The following is a 17,676-nucleotide window of genomic DNA, read 5'->3' on the forward strand; positions in this document are numbered from 1 at the left end:
TCGTGGTCAGCGACGCGGGCTCGTCGAGGCCGCGTCGCTGACCACGCAGATCGGCGGCGAGCTGATCCCGTCCGACGTGCCCGGCTCGCTCGCGATGGGCGTGCGGCAGCCGGCCGGCGTCGTGCTCGGCATCGCGCCGTGGAACGCGCCGGTGATCCTCGCGACGCGCGCGCTCGCGCTGCCGCTCGCGTGCGGCAACACGATCGTGCTCAAGGGTTCCGAACTGTGCCCGGTCACGCACGGGCTGGTCGTCGAGGCGCTGCAGGAGGCCGGGCTGCCGCCGGGCGTCGTCAACTTCGTGACGAACGCGCCCGAGGACGCGGGCGCCGTCGTCGACGCACTGATCGCGCATCCAGCCGTGCGCCGCGTGAATTTCACCGGATCGACGCGCGTCGGGCGGATCATCGCCGAAGCGTGCGCGCGTCATCTGAAACCGTCGGTGCTGGAACTCGGCGGCAAGGCGCCGTTCGTCGTGCTCGACGATGCCGATCTCGACGCGGCGGTCGCGGCGGCCGCGTTCGGCGCGTTCGCGAATTCCGGGCAGATCTGCATGTCGACCGAGCGGATCATCGTCGACGCATCGATCGCCGACGCGTTCGTCGCGAAGCTCGCCGCCCGGGCCGCGTCGCTGCCGCTGGGCGACCCGCGCCACCGGCCCGTCGTGCTCGGCTCGCTGATCGACATGAAGGCCGTCGAGCGCTGCAACACGCTGATCGACGATGCGCTCGCGCACGGCGCGACGCTGCTGTGCGGCGGCCAGTCCGACACCACGCTGTTTCCGGCGACGCTGCTCGATCGCGTGACGCCCGCGATGCGGATCTATGCGGAGGAGTCGTTCGGGCCGGTGAAGGGCATCGTGCGGGTCGACGGCGAGGCGGCCGCGATCGACTGCGCGAACGACAACGCGTTCGGGCTGTCGTCGGCGGTGTTCAGCCGCGATGTCGCGCGCGCGATGCGCGTCGCGGCGCGCATCGAATCGGGCATTTGCCACGTGAACGGCCCGACCGTGCACGACGAGGCGCAGATGCCGTTCGGCGGCGTGAAGGACAGCGGCTTCGGGCATTTCGGCGGCCAGGCCGGCATCGCCGCGTTCACGGACCTGCGCTGGATCACCGTGCAGACCACGCCGCGCCACTACCCGTTCTGAGAGGCGACCGACGATGAGGATTGCGATTCTGGGTGCCGGCGCGATGGGCTCGCTGTTCGGCGCGCGGCTGGCCGAGCACGGCGAAGCCGTGACGCTGATCGACGTGAACGACGCGCATCTCGATGCGATCCGTCGCGACGGGCTGCGCATCGACGATGATCGCGGCGAACGCCGCATCCGCACGCTGCAGGCCGTGCGGCCGGAAGCCGCGAATGCGGCGGCAGGCGCCGCGCCCGATGCCCCGTTCGATTTGCTGATCGTGTTCACGAAATCGCTGCACACGTGCGCGGCACTCGAAGGCGTGCACGCATTGCTGACGCCGCGGACATCCGTGCTGACGCTGCAGAACGGTCTCGGCAACGTCGAGGCGCTGAACACGTTCGTGTCGCTCGAGCGCATTCTGGTCGGCGTCACGACGTGGCCGGCCGACTTCGCGGGCGCCGGACACGTGCGCTCGCACGGTGCCGGCACGATCCGCATGATGACGGCGGACGGCGCGCCGCGCCCGTTCGCGGCGGCCGTGGCCGACGCGCTGTCGCGCGCCGGGCTCGCGTGTTCGCTCGATGCGGACGTCTGGGCCGCGATCTGGGAGAAGGTCGCGTTCAATGCGGCGCTCAACACGCTGTGCGCGGCGACGGGCTGCACGGTCGACCAGCTCGGCCGCGATCCCGGAGGTCCGCGGCTCGCGCTCGCGATCGCGGCGGAGACGGCTGCCGTCGCGCGCGCGAAAGGCGTCGCCGTGGACGGCGAGCGGATCGCGCGCAATGTCGAGCATGCGATCCGCGAGCATCGCGGCCATCGGCCGTCGATGCTGCAGGACGTGCTCGCGGGCCGCCGCACCGAGATCGGCGCGATCAACGGTCAGGTCGTCGCGGCCGCGCGCGAGACGGGCGTCGCGGTGCCGCACGTCGAGACGCTGCTCGCGCTGGTCCGGCTGATCGATGCGAAGCTCGACTGAGCATCAGGCCGGCGGCCGGCTGGCGCCGCACGACGATACGCGCGCGCCGCGTGACGCGATGCCGCCGGATCGAGACAGGTTGGACAGGATGCCGGGGCCGGCGCCGATGCATTGACGTCGACCGGCCGCGCAGCACGAGATCCGGGCACGCGCCAGCGCGTCAGCCCGGACAACAGGAGACGCCATGAAACTCATCGAATACCGTTGTCTTGCCGCGCGCCGTTCGCGCACCTTGCCGCCGATGCGCGGCAGCCGGGAGGTCGCATGAGCACGCGCGACGGAGTGCAGCCGCCGTCGGTCGACATCGGCGCGACGCTCGACGACGGGCCGTTCACGACGATGCAGCGTTGCGTGGTGCTGCTTGCCGCGCTCGCGATCGTGCTCGACGGCTTCGACGGCCAGTTGATCGGCTTCGCGATTCCGGTGCTGATCCGCGAATGGGGAATCACGCGCGGCGCATTCGCGCCGGCGGTGGCTGCCGGGCTGATCGGCATGGGCATCGGCAGCGCGTGCGCGGGGATCGTCGCGGATCGTTTCGGCCGCCGCCAGGCCGTGATCGGCAGCGTGTTCCTGTTCGGCGTCGCGACCTGCGCGATCGGCTTCGCGCCGGATGTCGCGACGATCGCGATGCTGCGCTTCTGCGCGGGGCTCGGAATCGGCGGCGCGCTGCCGACCGCCACGACGATGACGGCCGAATACACGCCCGCGCGGCGCCGCACGATGATGGTGACGGCGACGATCGTCTGCGTGCCGCTCGGCGGCATGCTGGCCGGACTGTTCGCGCACGAGGTGCTTCCGCGCTATGGCTGGCGCGGGCTGTTCTTCGCCGGCGGCGCGCTGCCGCTCGTGCTCGGTTTCGTGCTGGTGCGCGCGCTGCCCGAATCGCCGCGCTATCTGGCGCGCCGCCCCGCGCGCTGGCCGGAACTCGGCGCGCTGCTCGCGCGCATGCAGCGGCCGGTCGCGCCGGGCACCGTGTTCACCGATCTGCGCGATGCACGCGCACCCGGCGCGCGAGGCGGGTTCGGCGCATTGTTCGCCGGCCACCAGGCGCGCGACACGATCGCGCTGTGGTGCGCATTTTTCATGTGCCTGCTCGCCGTGTATGCGGCATTCAGCTGGCTGCCGACGATGCTGGCCGCGAGCGGGCTGAGCGTGTCGGTCGCGGGCTCGGGGTTGACCGCCTACAACCTTGGCGGCGTGATCGGCGCGCTGCTGTGCGCATGGGCGATCACGCGTGCCGGTTCACGCTGGCCGCTCGCGCTGTGCAGCATCGGCGGCGTGGCGAGCGCGATATGGCTGATGGGTATCGATGCGGGACGCCACACGGGCTGGCTGATCGTCGGGCTCGGCCTGCACGGTTTGTTCGTCAACGCGGTGCAGTCGACGATGTATGCGCTCTGCGCGTACATCTATCCGACGGCGGTGCGTGCGACCGGCACCGCGAGCGCGCTGGCATTCGGCCGGCTCGGCGCGATCCTCAGCGCGTTCGCGGGCGCGATCGTGATCACCGCGGGCGGCGCGACGGCGTACCTGACGATGCTGGCCGCCGCGATGGGCGTGGTGTGCGTCGCACTGCTCGCGATGCGGCGCCACATTCCGCGGTTCGCGCGTGAACGGGCGTTGCCGCGCGAAGGCGAGGAGCTGGCCCGCACGTCGTCGTGACGCGCGGGCGCGTGTCGTGCGTTACAGCGTGGTGCGCACGTGCCAGAGCTCGGGGAACAGCACGACGTCGAGCATCTTGCGCAGATACGGCGCGCCGCTCGTGCCGCCCGTGCCCTGCTTGAAGCCGATGATGCGCTCGACGGTCGTCACGTGGCGGAAGCGCCACTGGCGGAACGCATCCTCGAGATCGACGAGTTCCTCGGCCATCTCGTACAGCTCCCAGTGCTGCTGCGGGTGACGGTAGACCTCGAGCCACGCGGCCTCGACCGTTTCGTCGTGACGCATCGGCTGTGTCCAGTCGCGCTCGAGCCGCTCGGGCGCGATCGGGAAACCGCGCCGCGCGAGCAGGCGCACGACCTCGTCGTAGAACGACGGCGCCTCGAGCGTCGCGCGCACCTGTTCGAGGATGTCGGGCCGGTGCGCATGCGGCTGCAGCATCTGCACGTTCTTGTTGCCGAGCAGGAATTCGAGCTGCCGGTACTGGTACGACTGGAAGCCCGACGACTGGCCGAGATACGGCCGCATCGCCGAATACTCGGACGGCGTCATCGTCGACAGCACGTTCCACGCCTGCACGAGCTGCTCGAGGATCCGCGACACGCGCGCGAGCATCTTGAACGCGGGCGGCAGCGCATCGCCGCGCACCGCGTCGAGCGCGCCGCGCAGCTCGAACAGCGCGAGCTTCATCCACAGCTCGCTCGTCTGATGCTGGATGATGAACAGCATCTCGTTGTGATCGGGCGACAGCGGATGCTGCGCGTCGAGGATCGAATTCAGCGACAGATAGTCGCCGTAGCTCATCGACTTCGAAAAATCGAGCTGCGCGTCGTGCCAGCCGGCTTCGCCTGCAGCATCGCCGGGCACGTGCGGCGCTTCATGAGCGGGTTGGGCCGCGCGTGCGCCCGAGAACGGGCAGCCCGCCGGCGCATTGTCGCCGGGTGGCTGCATATGACCAGAATTCACGACTCTCTCCAGATTTGAATGACGGGGGGCGCGGCGCGCGGCCTGCGCGCGCCGGTCGACGCCGATCAGGTCACCGCGCCGCGCTCGGCGAACTCGGGTGCCTTCCACGCATCGGTGGCCAGGATGTCGCGCAGCGTCTCGACGGCATCCCACACGTCGGCGAAGCGCGTATAGAGCGGTGTGAAGCCGAAGCGCAGCACGTACGGCTCGCGGTAGTCGCCAATCACGCCGCGCGCGATCAGCGCCTGCATCACCTCGTAGCCGTGCGGATGCTCGAAGCTCGCCTGCGAGCCGCGCTGGTGATGCGCGCGCGGCGTGACGAGCTTCAGCGACAGGCCCGCGCAGCGTGCTTCGACGAGTGCGATGAACGCATCGGTGAGCGCGAGCGACTTGCGGCGGATCGTTTGCATGTCGGTCTGCAGGAACACGTCGAGCCCGCATTCGACCATCGACATCGACACGATCGGCTGCGTGCCGCACAGGAAGCGCGCGATGCCCGGATCGGGCGCGAAGCCCGGCTGCATCGCGAACGGTGCGCGATGGCCCCACCAGCCTGACAGCGGTTGCGAGAAATGCGCGTGATGGCGCTGCGGCACCCACACGAACGCCGGCGAACCGGGGCCGCCGTTCAGGTACTTGTACGTGCAGCCGACCGCGCCGTCCGCATGCGCGCCGTTCAGGTCGACCGGCACCGCGCCGGCCGAGTGCGCGAGATCCCACAGCATCAGCGCGCCCGCGTCGTGCACGAGCTGCGTGACGGCCGGCATGTCGTGCATGTAGCCGGTGCGGTAGTTCACGTGCGTGATCATCGCGACGGCCGTGTCCGCGCCGAGCGCATCGGGCAGGTCGGCCGGATCGTCGATCAGGCGCAGCTCGTAGCCGCCGCCGAGCTGCTCGATCAGCCCTTGCGCGATGTACAGGTCGGTCGGGAAGTTCGAGCGCTCCGACACGATCACGCGGCGCTCCGGCGCGCGCTCGGCCTGGTGACGCAGCATCGCCGACAGCAGCTTGAACAGGTTGATCGAGATGGTGTCGGTCACGACGGTCTCGCCGGGCGCGCCGCCGATCAGCGTCGCGAGCTTGTCGCCGAGGCGGCGCGGCAGCGCGAACCAGCCGGCGGTGTTCCAGCTGCGGATCAGGCCTTCGCCCCATTCGGCGCCGATCACCTGTTGCGCGCGGGCGGCCGATGCGCGCGGCTGGGCGCCGAGCGAGTTGCCGTCGAGATAGATCACGCCATCGGGCAGCGCGAACTGGTCGCGCAGCGCGGCGAGCGGGTCGTCGCGGTCGAGGATGAGCGCGTCTTCACGGGTCTTGATCATGATGTCGGGTCAGTGGGTCGGGTAATCAGGAGGAGTGGCCGGGCAGCGCGCGCAGCACCGCACGCACGGGGCTTGCGTCGAGCGTCGCGAACTTCAGCGGCAGCGCGATCAGCTCGTAGTCGCCGGGCGGCACGTCGTCGAGCACGATCCCTTCGAGGATCGCCATCCGGTGTGCGCGCACGCGATGATGCGCATCCATGGTCTTGGATTCCTGCGGGTCGAGCGACGGCGTGTCGATGCCGATCAGCTTCACGCCGTGCGCGGCGAGCAGGTCGACGGTCTCGGGCGCGACCGCGCAGAAGCCGCTGTCCCATTGCTCGACGCTGGCGCGTGCATAGGTGCGCAGCAGCACGCGCGGCGGCACGCCGTCGAGCGCGGCCTCGATGTCGGCCGGGCGCACGACCGGCGCTGCGCCGATGCAGTGGATCACGCGGCACGGGCCGAGATAGGTATCGAGCGGCACCGCGCCGATCGGCGCGCCGTCGGCGTCATAGTGGAGCGGCGCGTCGCAGTGCGCGCCCGTATGCGGCGACAGCGTCAGCCGCGCGACGTTGACCGGCGAGCCGGCCTCCATCCGCCACACGCGTTCGACGGAAACGGGCGTATCGCCCGGCCACACGGGGGTGGCGGGGCTGACGGGCGGCGAGATGTCCCAGAGTGTGTCCATGGCATGACGAATCGGTGAATCGATCCTTCGAATGATAGGTGGACGCTCGCAGAAAGTGCTTGCGAAATAAACATGGACAATCCGCCGAATTGGCAGATAATTCGAATGAGAGGGAAAAGGGGGACCAAAAATGCATGCGATCACGCTCGATGCCACCGACTGCAGGATTCTGGCGGTACTGCAGGAGGAAGGCAGAATCAGCAATCTCGACCTGGCCGAACGCATCTCGCTTTCGCCGTCGGCCTGTCTGCGCCGGATGCGCCTGCTCGAGGAGCAGGGCGTCATCGAACACTATCGCGCGTGCCTGAGCCGCGAGAAGCTCGGCTTCGAGCTCGAGGCGTTCGTGCAGGTGTCAATGCGCAACGAAGAGAATCAATGGCACGAGCGCTTCGCGGAAGCGCTGCGCGAATGGCCGGAGGTGGTCGGCGCGTTCGTCGTGACGGGCGAGAGCCACTATCTGCTGCGCGTGCTCGCGCACAACCTCAAGCACTATTCGGATTTCGTGCTGAACCGGCTCTACAAGGCGCCGGGCGTAATGGACATCCGTTCGAACATCGTGCTGCAGACGCTGAAGGACGAAGCGGGCGCGCCGGTCGGATTGGCGCGCACCGGGGCGATCAAAGCGGTGTGAGGCCGTGGAAGCCGCCGCCGTGGAACACGAGCGGCGGCGTGGTATCCGACACCGCGCGCACGCCGCAGCGTTCCACTTCGCCGACGAAGATCACGTGGTCGCCTTCGTCGTAGCGGCTGCGGTTGTGGCATTCGAACCACGCGAGCGCACCGTCGAGCACCGGCATGCCCGAGTTGCCGGCCACGTGCGCGATGCCTTCGAAGCGGTCGCCCTTGTAGGTCGAGAAGCGCTTGCACAGGTCGATCTGCGATGCAGCGAGCACATTCACCACGTAATGGCTGTTGCTGCGGAACACCGGCGTCGACGCCGATTTGTGCGCGAGGCTCCACAGCACGAGCGGCGGATCGAGCGACACCGAGTTGAACGAGCTCGCGGTGATGCCGATCAACTGCCCGGACGGCGCCTGCGTCGTGATGACGGTGACGCCCGTCGCGAACTGGCCGAGCGCCTGACGGAATGCGGCCGAATCGAAATCCGGCGGGTTGGCATGGTTCATCGGGCGGCCATCCGGAACGAAACGGACGGGCGCGGCGCGCGGCGGATGCAACGGGCGCGGCGGACGAAAGGCGACAAGGCCGGGGCGATCGGTTGGGAAGGGGTGCGCATGGTCAGATTTTAGCGGAATCGCGACCGCCGGGCCCATGCGGGCGGCGCATTGCGGAGTGAGCGTGAGGTAGCGAACACTGTCGCGCGGCGTAGCGATCAAAGGCCGAACGGCCGTTCTGTCGCGTTTTGCCGCGCGCCATCCGCGGCCGCGCCGTGCGCCAGGTGCTAGCGTGCCGCCGCCAGCCCGAGCGACAGCGCACCCGTCAGGATCAGGCTCGACGCCCACACCGCGTCGAGGTTGAACCAGCTGCGCGCGACGAACTTCAGCCCGAGATAGCGGTACACGAGCCACGCGAGCACGCCGCCCGCGCCGATCATCGCGGCCGCATGCACGGCCGCGACGACGAGGGCCATCCCGAGATGCGCGTCGACGAGCGCGGCCGCCGCGCGATGGCCGGCATCCCGGTCGAGCCCGCAGAGCCCGAGATAGATCGGCACCAGCATCAGTCCCGCGCCGTGCGCGAGCGCGACCGCGAACGACCACAGCCCGAGCCGCGCGGGTGCAATCCGCGCAAGCGCACGCGGGTGGCGACGCCGGATCAGCAGCACCGCGCCGAAGCCGATCACGAGCGCGCTCGCGCCGATCCGGATCGCCGACTGCCACGCGAGCAACGCGGCGAGCAGCCCGAACGGCAGCATCACCATGAAGACAGCCAGCGCATGGCCGAGCGCGAGATAGCCGAGCGCCGCGACCAGCGCGCCGCCGCGGCGCGTCATCAGCGCGTTCGACACCGCGAGCGGCCAGCCCATCGCCGGGTTGAGTCCGTGATAAACGCCGCTCGCGAGCACGGCCGCCCACAGCGCGAGCGGCGCGGAGAGGCCGGCGTTCAACGCTTGACCGACGGATAGCAGAACGAGTCCGTCGAGCAGTCGCCGCCCTCGAGCCGGATCTGGTGCGCGCGATAGCCGTCGGGGAACTCGACCCAGTAGTCGTCGGCGAGCGTCAGCCCGCCCTGCGGCCCCACATGCGCGAGCACCTGCGCGGCCGGCACGCCGTCCGGATAGAACTGGTCGTCCCACGTCGAGTAGAGCGAGTTGGTCCAGTACACGCGCCGGCCGTCACGGCTGATCTCGACCATCTGCGGGCCGCCCGCGAACGCGCGGCCGTTCGTGTGCGGCGCGCGGCGCACGATGCCGCCGATGCGCACCGACCCCGCGAGCACCGGGTGATGCGGATCCGATACGTCGTACTGGCGCATTTCGCCCGTGCCCCAGCACGACACGTACAGGAAGCGGTCGTCGAGCGACAGGTCGATGTCGGTCACGAGCGGCGGCACCGCGCCGAACCCTTGCAGCAGCGGCGGCAGCTCGTCGGCCGCGGCCGGCTCGGGCGGGATCGTCGCGGTCTTCTTCACATGGAACTGGCCGTCCTCGCGCCACCAGGTCCAGATCGACCCTTCCAGGTTGGTCGTATCGACCACGACGCCGACGAACCCGTATTCGCGCACCGGATCGTGCGCGGGCCGCACTTCGAGCGCCATCTGGTGCTGCGCGCCGAGATCGATCGTCTGCACGTTGCGCCGCGCGCGCAGATCCCAGAAATGCAGCCGGTGGCCGTAGCGGTTCGCGAGCAGGTCTTCCGGCACGATGCCGTTCTCGAACTGCGGCGGCAGCGCCCATTCGCTCGACACCATGTAGTCGCGCGGCAGGTTCCACCAGAAGTCGTAATGCTTGTCCTGCGGGCCGCGGTCGATTTCCCAGCGGCCGAGCACGTCGAAGGTCTCGCAGTCCATGATGAAGATGCCGGGCGCGCCATCGGTGCCGTCCTTGCCCGCGCCGCCGAGCGTGCTCACGTAGATGCCTTCGGGGCCGCAGTGGACCGTATGCGGCCGCGAATAGCCGGTCTTCGCGAAGATCTCGTCGGGTTCGATGATCTTGTGGATGCACGCCTGCGTCGGGTGCGGCTTCGTGTCGATCACGTAGATCCGCGACGAGCGCAGGCCGGGGATGATCAGGAAGCGGCGCTCGAGAAACGCGTGGCCGGTCAGCGGCGACAGCGACGACGAACACGCATTCCAGCCGAAGTGGTGAAACTCGTCGCCGGTGTTCGGCATCGTCACCGTGTGCACGATCTTGCCGTAGGTCGAGGAACCGGGCTTCACGTCGATCACGGCGAGCGCATCGGGTCTGGAAAAATCGGGGCTCAGCAACAATGTATAGGCAAACTCTTCCGCCGGCGCCTGCATTGCGAGTTCCGGCGAAGCGTGAAATGTCGGGTCAGGCCGCATGCTCATCGTAGTGCCTCTCTCGGTTGTATCGGATCACGGGCGCACGGCCGTTCGTTGCGGGCGTGCGGGTCGAACAGTTGCGTGATGCGCATGCACCGGCGGCCGCACGCGTGGCAGGACGCGCGGTGCGGTGCATCAGATCGGGACAGCGGGGAAACGGGGTGCACCGGCTCGCCGCGCAGGCGACGCAACGGGCGCGACGGACGCATGGTGGCGCAATGGTGCGATGGAAGTGCCGGCGCGCGGGGCACCGGCGGGCGGAGCTGCAATCCGGACGATTTCTGTCGGGGCGTGCATAGCGATGTTCCGGCGGATGATGTTGGCATCGGGGCGGGCATGCATCGGACGCTGCGTGCAGCCGGACGGTGTGCCGTCGCGGGCAAGCGTGCCTAAGTGTAGTCGAGAAACGCACCGCAGGTGGTGCGTGGCCCGCGCGCGTTTCTGCCTGATTCGCGCGCGAGTGAGATACTTGAACGCGTGCCGCTTCGCGCCGGGCAACCGGGCAGCGGCGATACGGACCGGCGGCGCCGGCGCGCGCTTGCGTGCCGGTCGCCGTCATCAACGAGGTGATGATTTCATGGTGAACGAGATGCTTGAAACCGCGACTGTGGGCGGCGGGTGCTTCTGGTGCACGGAGGCCGTGTTTCTCGATGTCGACGGCGTGACGGCCGTCCAGTCGGGCTATGCGGGCGGCCATATGCGCAATCCCGGCTATCGCGACGTGTGCGAAGGCGACACCGGTCACGCGGAAGTCGTGAACGTGACGTTCGATCCGGCGCGCATCGGTTATCGCGAGATCCTCGAGATCTTCTTCGCGACGCATGATCCGACCCAACTGAACCGGCAGGGCAACGACGTCGGCACGCAGTACCGTTCGGTCGTGTTCACGCATTCGGACGAGCAGCGCGACGTCGCGCTGGACGTGATCCGCGAACTGGAGCGCGAGCAGGTGTTCGGGCAGCCGATCGTCACGCAGGTCGTGCCGCTCGACGACAACTACTGGCCGGCCGAGGACTATCACCAGAACTATTACGCGCGCAATCCGGGGCAGGGTTACTGTTCGGTCGTGATCGGGCCGAAGCTCGCGAAATTCCGCCAGAAGTTCTCGCACCGGCTGAAGTCGCTGCGCGGCGCGTAATCGGCCGGCAAGCCCGCAGGCGGCGCCGCCAGACGGCCGCCGCCGAACCCTACGCCGCCTCGCTGCGCCACTGCGCGCACGCGGCGGCGATCTCGCGCGCGAGCGCGACGCACGACAGCGGCGCGGAGCCTTCCGCCTTGTTGTTGATCGTGATGATCACCGGCTGTCCGGCCAGCGCGTAGCGCGCGGCCAATTCGGCGAGCGCCGAGCGCGTGGCCGGATCCTCGTCGACGAGCTTGTCGAACGGCTCGTACTTCGCCTTGGCCTGTTCGTACTTGAATCCGCCATGCAGGCTCCAGCGCACGATCAGCGGGCCCGGCGCGTCGCCGTCGAGCAGCGCGAGCGCGGCCGCCTGGCGCAGCGGGTCGGGCATCCGCGCATGCAGGCCGACACAGTAGCGCACACCGAGCGCCGCGAGCGCGCGGATGAAGCGCGGCGTGAGCAGGCACGCGTCGCGGATCTCGATCGCGTAGCGCGTGCCGCCGGCGTCCGGCGGCAGCGGCGGCAGCGCCGCGAAGAACGCCGACAGCCGGTCGATCAGCGCGGCCGGTTCGACGAGCAGTTGATCGGGCATCGGCGAAAACTGGAACACCAGCACGCCGGCTTTCTTGCCGAGCCCTTCGATGCACGGCTGCACGAATTCCCGGGTGGCGAGCTCCGCGTCGAGAAAGGTCGGGTTCGGGCCCGACGGCTCGCCGCGCCGGCCGCGCACGACCGCGTCGGTGACCGACGCCGGCGCCTTCACGACGAAGCGGAAGTCGTCCGGCACCTGTTGTGCGTAGCGCAGATAGTCGGCCACCGACAGCGGGCCGTAGAACGACCGGTCGAGGCTCACGCTCTTCAGCAGCGGATGCGCGCCGTACGCCTCGAGCCCCTCGCGCGACAGCTTCGTCTGCGCGAAATCGCCGTCGTAGACGATGCCGTCCCAGCCGGGGAAATACCACGACGACGTGCCGAGCCGCACATTCGGCGGCAGGGCGGCCGCCACGGCGGCGACTTCCGCGGAAACCGATGCGGGCGGCACGGCGCGCCGGCGCCGGCCCTTCTTTGGCGGCGTGGCAGGCGGGGACGGTTCGTCCCACAGCAGGCCTGAGGCGGGGGGCGGTTCCGGCTCCTGGTCGGAGGAAGGGCGGGGCGAGGCACGGCCCGCGCGCGCGGGCGACTTTGCCGGTTGCGCAGCATCGTGCTCGTCCGGCGTCACGGGATCGCTGGCGCCGGCAGGATTGTCGTCATCCGAGGGCGCAGCCGCTGCGCGTGCGTCGGCGGGCGACGCGCCGAACAGGTCGAACTGCCCGTCGGCGTGCGACCCGTCCGGTTCGTCGCGCTGCTGTCGTTGCGGCGGCGTGTTGCGCCGCGTCCTGCCGTCACCCATGCGTGCCCAGCGTGAAATGCCGCCTAGCGCGGCAGCGTGTGTTCGTACATGTAGCGCCGCGACCACGGCAGCGTTTTCGCGCTGCGTCCGGCCTTGCGGCACACGATCTGGAAGATCGACACGTCGTCGTGCTCGAATGCATACGCGCAACCGGCGAGGTACACGCGCCAGATGCGGAATTTTTCGTCGTCGACGAGCGCGCGCGCTTGTTCCGCCTTCGCCTCGAAGTTCTCGGTCCAGATCTCGAGCGTGCGCGCATAGTGCCGCCGCAGGCTTTCGACGTCAATCGCCTCGAGCCCGCCGCGCTGCGCCGCTTCGAGCGCGAGGCTGATGTGCGGCAGCTCGCCGTCCGGGAACACGTAGCGGTCGATGAATTCGCCGCCGCCGAGTGCCGTCTCGCCGCTTTCGGCGTCGGTCGACGTGATGCCGTGGTTCATCGCGATGCCGTCGTCGGTCAGCAGGTCATGCACGCGCGAGAAATAGAGCGGCAGGTTCTTGCGGCCGACGTGCTCGAACATCCCGACGCTCGTGATGCGGTCGAACTGCCCCTCGATCTCGCGGTAGTCCTGCAGGCGAATCTCGATCTTGTCCTCGAGCCCGGCGGCCTTCACACGTGCGGTCGCGAGATCGAACTGGTTCTGCGACAGCGTCACGCCCAGACAGGTCGCGCCGAATTTCTGCGCGGCGCGCAGCACGAGCGCGCCCCAGCCGCAGCCGATGTCGAGCAGGCGCTGGCCGGGCTCGAGCTGGATCTTGGTCAGGATGTGGTCGATCTTCTTGATCTGCGCGGTGGCAAGATCCTCATCGCCGTTCTCGAAGTACGCGCACGAGTACACCATGTTCTCGTCGAGCCACAGCTGGTAGAACTCGTTCGAGACGTCGTAGTGATACTGGATCGCCTTCCTGTCGGTGTTCTTCGTATGATTGAAGTAGCGCTTCACGCGCGCGAGCTTGCTGGCGCTGGTGACCGTGCTGCGCGCGAGCGAGTAGCTGATGTTGATGATGTCCGACAGCCTGCCCTCGATGTCGATCTTGCCCTTCACGTACGCCTCGCCGAGATTGTCGAGGCTCGGTTCGAGCAGGAGCGGCAACGCGGACGCGCTGTTGACCTTCAGCGTGACCTGCGGCGCGGTGAAGGTGCCGAAATCGAGTTGATCGCCGTTCCACAGCACGAGGCGCGCCGGTATGTTCGCCTTCGCCCGTACTTCGTCCGCCCACTGTGCCAGCTTCTTTTCCCAGAACATTTGGATTCTCCGTTTGTTCGTTGAATCGAATACAGCCAAGTATCTTGACCGGCGCCCGCTCCTCTCAAGGCGGGCGCCCGGATGCAACACGAGACACGACCGGCATGCGCCGGCGCCGCTGCCGCAGCCTTGCTTACGGCGACAGGCGCGAGATGGTCCAGCCCGGCGCCGCCGCGGCGTCGCGCGTGTAGAGCAGGCGATCGTGCAGCCGCGACGGGCGGCCCTGCCAGAATTCGATCGCGTCGGGCACGACGCGATAACCGCCCCACTGCGGCGGGCGCGGCGGATTCTCGCCGTAGCGTTCGGCCACAGCCTTCTCGCGCGCTTCGAGCGTCGCGCGGCTGTCGATCACGGCGCTCTGCTCGGACGCCCACGCACCGATGCGCGAACCGAGCGGGCGCGACGCGAAATAGCGGTCGCTTTCGTCGGTGCTGGTTTTCTCGATCCGGCCTTCGATGCGCACCTGGCGCTCGAGCTCGATCCAGTAGAACAGCAGTGCCGCGTACGGATGGGCGGCGAGATCGCGGCCCTTGCGGCTTTCGTAATTGGTAAAGAAGACAAACCCGCGTTCGTCGACACCCTTGATGAGCACGATTCGGGCCGACGGCCGGCCGTTCTCGCCGACGGTGGCGAGCGTCATCGTGTTCGGCTCCGGAAGCTTGGCGGCGAGCGCCTCCTTGAACCAGCGATCGAACTGGGCGAAAGGGTCGGGGGCGGCATCGGCTTCGTCGAGCGAAGCACGCGAATAGTTGATGCGAAGATCGGCGAGAGTTGTCATGTTATGCAAACGCTTCAATCTGGGGCCAGTATAGCGAACGCGCGAGAATCGTGCGTGCACAGTGGCGCGTGTGGGCGGCGAGTTCAGGCAAAATAGAGGGCTGTACGCTTACGTTTTCCTTGCTGCCATGTCCGCCCCCGACGCTGCCCCGCCCAGTTCTTCTGATCTTACCCCGAGCCCGACAATCCAGCTTGACGTGGATCGCGAACGCCGTTTCGGCGGCATCGCGCGGTTGTACGGCGCCCCCGCGCTCGCCGCGTTCGAGCGCGCGCACGTCGCCGTGATCGGCATCGGCGGCGTCGGTTCGTGGACGGCCGAGGCGCTCGCGCGCAGCGCGATCGGCACGCTGACGCTGATCGATCTCGACAACGTTGCGGAAAGCAACACGAACCGGCAGATCCACGCGCTCGACGGCAATTACGGCAAGCCGAAGGTCGATGCGATGGCCGAGCGGATTGCGCTGATCGATCCCGCGTGCCGCGTGAACCGGATCGAGGATTTCGCGGAACCCGACAACTTCGACGCGCTGCTCGGCGGCGGCTTCGACTACGTGATCGACGCGATCGACAGCGTGCGTACGAAGGTTGCACTGATCGCGTGGTGCGTCGCGAAAGGGCAGCCGCTCGTCACGGTCGGCGGCGCGGGCGGGCAGCTCGACCCGACGCGCATCCGGATCGACGATCTCGCGCTGACGATCCAGGATCCGCTGCTGTCGAAGGTGCGCGCGCAGTTGCGCAAGCAGCACGGCTTTCCACGCGGGCCGAAGGCGCGCTTCAAGGTCAGCGCCGTGTATTCGGACGAGCCGCTGATCTATCCGGAAGCGGCCGCTTGCGACATCGAGGATGGCGCGGAGCCGTCCGCGGCCGCGCATGTCGCGGGGCTCAACTGTGCGGGATTCGGTTCCAGCGTGTGCGTGACCGCGAGCTTCGGTTTCGCGGCCGCCGCGCATGCGCTGCGCGCGCTCGCGGCGCGAGCCGCGGGCTGATCCGGACATCGCTCGACGCGCAGCAGCATACTGCGATGCCGCGGCGCGACGGCCGGGCCATTATTGCGGCCCGGCCGTCCGTTCGTCAGTTGAGCGCCATGCTCAGCTTGCGCCGCCACGCGGCGACGAGCTCGGGGCTGTCGCCCGCCAGCTCGAACACCGACAGCATCGTGCGGCGGCCGAGGTCGTCGCCATACGCGCGGTCGCGCAACACGATTTCCAGCAGCTGCTCGAGCGCGCCTTCGTAGGCGCGTCGCGCGATCAGGCTCTGCGCGAGGTCGAAGCGTGCGTCGAGATCGGCGGGGTTCGCCGCGATACGCGCTTCGAGCGCGTCGGTCGGCGGCAGGTCGGCCGTCGCGTCGAGCGCATCGAAACGGGTCTTGATCGCCTGGTAGCGCGGATCGGCGCCCTGCACGGTCTGCGGCGACAGGCGCTCGGCCTCGGTGCGCGCGGCATCGACCTGGTTGTTCGCGAGCAGCAGTTCGATCAGGTCGAGCCGTGCATCGTCGAACCCGGGGTTCAGCGCGAGCGCCGCCTCGAGGTGGGTGAGCGCATCGTCGTAGCGTGACTCGGCGATCGCGTATTGCGCGGCGCGGCGTTCGGCTTCCTCGGGCGCCGGCAGCAGCCGGTCGAGGAACGCGCGCAACTGGCCTTCCGGCAGCACGCCGATGAACTGGTCGACCGGGCGCCCGTCGGCAAACGCGATCACGTGCGGGATGCTGCGCGTCTGGAAGTGCGCGGCGAGCTCCTGGTTCTCGTCGACGTTCACCTTCACGAGCTTCCAGCGGCCCTGATAATCGGCTTCGAGCTTTTCGAGCAGCGGACCGAGCGTCTTGCAGGGGCCGCACCACGGCGCCCAGAAGTCGACCAGCACGGGGGCGTCCAGCGACGCCTCGATGACGTCTTTCTCGAAAGTGGCAAGCGTGGTGTCCATGTCGTTCTCTTCCAGTCGAATGTCGTGAGGATGGGGGCGGCGCGCGCCTTTTTCAACGCGGCTTCGATTCGGGCAGCGGAATCCATTCGGTTTCGCCGGGCACCTTGCCCATTTCCTGGTTCGTCCACGCCGCTTTCGCGCGCTCGATCGCGTCGCGGCTGCTGGCGACGAAATTCCATTCGATGAAGCGCTCGCCGTCGATCTTGTCGCCGCCCAGCAACATCGCGCGCGTGCCGTTGCCGCTCGCGAGCGTGACGGTCGCGCCCGGCGTGAGCACGGCCATCTGCTCGGCCGGCACCGGCGTGCCGTCGATCGTCAGGTCGCCGTCGACCACGTAGACCGCGCGCTCCTCGTGCGACGCGTCGAGTTCGAGGCGGCCGCCGGCCGCGAATTCGGCGGCGACGTACAGCGTGCGCGAGAACGTCGTGACGGGCGAGCGCAGGCCGAACGCGTCGCCGGCGATCACCGTCAGCGTCACGCCGTTTTCGTTGCGCTTGGGCAGCGTGTCGGCCGCATGGTGCTCGAACGACGGCTCGGTGGTCTCGTGGGCGACGGGCAGCGCGACCCAGGTCTGGATCCCGTGCACCGTATGGCCGCTCGCGCGCTGCGCGTCGGGCGTGCGCTCCGAGTGGACGATGCCGCGGCCGGCCGTCATCCAGTTCACGTCGCCCGGCACGATCTCCTGCCGCGAGCCGAGGCTGTCGCGATGCAGGATCGCGCCGTCGAACAGATAGGTGACGGTGGCGAGGCCGATATGCGGGTGCGGGCGCACGTCGAGCCCGGTGCCGGCCGGCAGCGCCGCGGGCCCCATGTGATCGAAGAAGATGAACGGGCCGACGAGGCGTGCGGCGAGTGCGGGCAGTGTGCGGCGCACCTGCAGGTTGCCGATGTCGCGAATGTGCGGCTTCAGCAAGGCTTTGATCGGTTCGGTCATGACAGGCCTCGTGGCGAACGGCGGGGATGCCGGTCATTGTACTGGCGGCGCGGCGGCGACGCGCGCGCCGGGCGTGGCGATGCGCCGGCCGGCGGTAGCGGCGGCAGCGG

General features: G+C 68.9%; 17 protein-coding genes. 6 read left to right on the top strand and 11 right to left on the bottom strand.

Going from position 1 to position 17,676, the window contains the following annotated elements:
• The 3 genes from F3J14_RS26440 to F3J14_RS26450 form a co-directional block, all read left to right on the top strand.
• A partial coding sequence (locus F3J14_RS26440) for an aldehyde dehydrogenase family protein (RefSeq protein WP_166725482.1) occupies positions 1-1,147 on the top strand: 1,147 nt, incomplete at its 5' end.
• Positions 1,148-1,160: 13 nt separating this feature from the next.
• Positions 1,161-2,105, top strand: coding sequence for a 2-dehydropantoate 2-reductase (locus F3J14_RS26445; protein ID WP_166725483.1), 945 nt, complete (start codon positions 1,161-1,163; stop codon positions 2,103-2,105).
• A gap of 264 nt (positions 2,106-2,369) precedes the next feature.
• Positions 2,370-3,767: an MFS transporter gene (locus tag F3J14_RS26450; protein ID WP_166725484.1), complete on the top strand. Its 1,398-nt coding sequence runs from the start codon at positions 2,370-2,372 to the stop codon at positions 3,765-3,767.
• 21 nt (positions 3,768-3,788) lie between these two features.
• Here F3J14_RS26450 and kynA read toward each other — a convergent pair whose 3' ends face one another.
• From kynA to kynB, 3 genes are all read right to left on the bottom strand, one after another.
• Positions 3,789-4,715, bottom strand: coding sequence for a tryptophan 2,3-dioxygenase (gene kynA / locus F3J14_RS26455; protein WP_034177043.1), 927 nt, complete (start codon positions 4,713-4,715; stop codon positions 3,789-3,791).
• An 80-nt stretch (positions 4,716-4,795) separates the two neighbouring features.
• Complete coding sequence (kynU, locus tag F3J14_RS26460; protein ID WP_166725491.1) at positions 4,796-6,046, bottom strand: kynureninase; 1,251 nt, start codon at positions 6,044-6,046, stop codon at positions 4,796-4,798.
• Positions 6,047-6,074: 28 nt separating this feature from the next.
• Positions 6,075-6,716: an arylformamidase gene (gene kynB / locus F3J14_RS26465; protein WP_011657769.1), complete on the bottom strand. Its 642-nt coding sequence runs from the start codon at positions 6,714-6,716 to the stop codon at positions 6,075-6,077.
• A 130-nt stretch (positions 6,717-6,846) separates the two neighbouring features.
• Between kynB and F3J14_RS26470 the strand changes: the two genes are divergently transcribed.
• Positions 6,847-7,347 carry an Lrp/AsnC family transcriptional regulator gene (locus F3J14_RS26470; protein WP_006477992.1) on the top strand — a complete coding sequence of 167 codons (501 nt, stop codon included), beginning with the start codon at positions 6,847-6,849 and terminating at the stop codon, positions 7,345-7,347.
• On the opposite strand, the gene F3J14_RS26475 is transcribed toward F3J14_RS26470, so the two are convergent.
• The 3 genes from F3J14_RS26475 to F3J14_RS26485 all read right to left on the bottom strand — a co-directional run bounded on the left by F3J14_RS26475 (position 7,334) and on the right by F3J14_RS26485 (position 10,187).
• The gene (locus F3J14_RS26475; RefSeq protein ID WP_006761047.1) at positions 7,334-7,843 is read right to left on the bottom strand and encodes a flavin reductase family protein; all 510 of its coding nucleotides are present in this window, start codon (positions 7,841-7,843) and stop codon (positions 7,334-7,336) included. The two genes, F3J14_RS26470 and F3J14_RS26475, sit on opposite strands and share 14 nt — an antisense overlap.
• Positions 7,844-8,118: 275 nt before the next feature.
• Positions 8,119-8,784 carry a hypothetical protein gene (locus F3J14_RS26480; protein ID WP_166725485.1) on the bottom strand — a complete coding sequence of 222 codons (666 nt, stop codon included), beginning with the start codon at positions 8,782-8,784 and terminating at the stop codon, positions 8,119-8,121.
• A complete protein-coding gene (locus F3J14_RS26485; protein WP_166725486.1) occupies positions 8,781-10,187 on the bottom strand; it encodes a selenium-binding protein SBP56-related protein in 1,407 nt (468 codons plus the stop codon). The genes F3J14_RS26480 and F3J14_RS26485 overlap by 4 nt, the downstream gene beginning before the upstream one ends.
• Positions 10,188-10,758: 571 nt before the next feature.
• Here F3J14_RS26485 and msrA point away from each other — a divergent pair.
• Positions 10,759-11,319, top strand: coding sequence for a peptide-methionine (S)-S-oxide reductase MsrA (gene msrA, locus F3J14_RS26490; RefSeq protein WP_126228397.1), 561 nt, complete (start codon positions 10,759-10,761; stop codon positions 11,317-11,319).
• A gap of 49 nt (positions 11,320-11,368) precedes the next feature.
• On the opposite strand, the gene F3J14_RS26495 is transcribed toward msrA, so the two are convergent.
• The 3 genes from F3J14_RS26495 to pdxH form a co-directional block, all read right to left on the bottom strand.
• Complete coding sequence (locus tag F3J14_RS26495; RefSeq protein ID WP_166725487.1) at positions 11,369-12,691, bottom strand: DUF72 domain-containing protein; 1,323 nt, start codon at positions 12,689-12,691, stop codon at positions 11,369-11,371.
• Positions 12,692-12,714: 23 nt separating this feature from the next.
• Positions 12,715-13,935 (bottom strand): cyclopropane-fatty-acyl-phospholipid synthase family protein, encoded by a 1,221-nt coding sequence (locus F3J14_RS26500; protein WP_166725488.1) that lies wholly within the window; start codon positions 13,933-13,935, stop codon positions 12,715-12,717.
• A 133-nt stretch (positions 13,936-14,068) separates the two neighbouring features.
• On the bottom strand, positions 14,069-14,713 hold the full coding sequence (pdxH, locus tag F3J14_RS26505) for a pyridoxamine 5'-phosphate oxidase (RefSeq protein ID WP_166725489.1): 645 nt from the start codon (positions 14,711-14,713) through the stop codon (positions 14,069-14,071).
• Between the two features lie 127 nt (positions 14,714-14,840).
• Here pdxH and tcdA point away from each other — a divergent pair, with 127 nt between their 5' ends.
• Complete coding sequence (tcdA, locus tag F3J14_RS26510) at positions 14,841-15,698, top strand: tRNA cyclic N6-threonylcarbamoyladenosine(37) synthase TcdA (protein WP_138847250.1); 858 nt, start codon at positions 14,841-14,843, stop codon at positions 15,696-15,698.
• An 85-nt stretch (positions 15,699-15,783) separates the two neighbouring features.
• Here the strand turns inward: tcdA and trxA are convergent, their stop codons facing one another.
• Both trxA and F3J14_RS26520 read right to left on the bottom strand, forming a co-directional pair.
• On the bottom strand, positions 15,784-16,632 hold the full coding sequence (trxA, locus tag F3J14_RS26515; protein ID WP_138847251.1) for a thioredoxin: 849 nt from the start codon (positions 16,630-16,632) through the stop codon (positions 15,784-15,786).
• A gap of 52 nt (positions 16,633-16,684) precedes the next feature.
• Positions 16,685-17,566: a pirin family protein gene (locus F3J14_RS26520; RefSeq protein ID WP_166725490.1), complete on the bottom strand. Its 882-nt coding sequence runs from the start codon at positions 17,564-17,566 to the stop codon at positions 16,685-16,687.
• Positions 17,567-17,676: the final 110 nt, after the last annotated feature.

This window comes from Burkholderia sp. Tr-862 (assembly GCF_011753085.1).
Taxonomy (GTDB): domain Bacteria; phylum Pseudomonadota; class Gammaproteobacteria; order Burkholderiales; family Burkholderiaceae; genus Burkholderia; species Burkholderia ambifaria.

Excerpts from the sequence above, each read along its gene's own strand:
- F3J14_RS26495 (WP_166725487.1), bottom strand. The coding sequence starts at position 12,691 with ATGGGTGACGGCAGGACGCGGCGCAACACGCCGCCGCAACGACAGCAG.
- trxA (WP_138847251.1), bottom strand. The coding sequence starts at position 16,632 with ATGGACACCACGCTTGCCACTTTCGAGAAAGACGTCATCGAGGCGTCG.
- F3J14_RS26470 (WP_006477992.1), top strand. The coding sequence starts at position 6,847 with ATGCATGCGATCACGCTCGATGCCACCGACTGCAGGATTCTGGCGGTA.
- F3J14_RS26500 (WP_166725488.1), bottom strand. The coding sequence starts at position 13,935 with ATGTTCTGGGAAAAGAAGCTGGCACAGTGGGCGGACGAAGTACGGGCG.
- F3J14_RS26485 (WP_166725486.1), bottom strand. The coding sequence starts at position 10,187 with ATGAGCATGCGGCCTGACCCGACATTTCACGCTTCGCCGGAACTCGCA.
- F3J14_RS26445 (WP_166725483.1), top strand. The coding sequence starts at position 1,161 with ATGAGGATTGCGATTCTGGGTGCCGGCGCGATGGGCTCGCTGTTCGGC.
- F3J14_RS26475 (WP_006761047.1), bottom strand. The coding sequence starts at position 7,843 with ATGAACCATGCCAACCCGCCGGATTTCGATTCGGCCGCATTCCGTCAG.
- msrA (WP_126228397.1), top strand. The coding sequence starts at position 10,759 with ATGGTGAACGAGATGCTTGAAACCGCGACTGTGGGCGGCGGGTGCTTC.
- F3J14_RS26520 (WP_166725490.1), bottom strand. The coding sequence starts at position 17,566 with ATGACCGAACCGATCAAAGCCTTGCTGAAGCCGCACATTCGCGACATC.
- pdxH (WP_166725489.1), bottom strand. The coding sequence starts at position 14,713 with ATGACAACTCTCGCCGATCTTCGCATCAACTATTCGCGTGCTTCGCTC.
- F3J14_RS26450 (WP_166725484.1), top strand. The coding sequence starts at position 2,370 with ATGAGCACGCGCGACGGAGTGCAGCCGCCGTCGGTCGACATCGGCGCG.
- kynA (WP_034177043.1), bottom strand. The coding sequence starts at position 4,715 with ATGCAGCCACCCGGCGACAATGCGCCGGCGGGCTGCCCGTTCTCGGGC.
- kynB (WP_011657769.1), bottom strand. The coding sequence starts at position 6,716 with ATGGACACACTCTGGGACATCTCGCCGCCCGTCAGCCCCGCCACCCCC.
- tcdA (WP_138847250.1), top strand. The coding sequence starts at position 14,841 with ATGTCCGCCCCCGACGCTGCCCCGCCCAGTTCTTCTGATCTTACCCCG.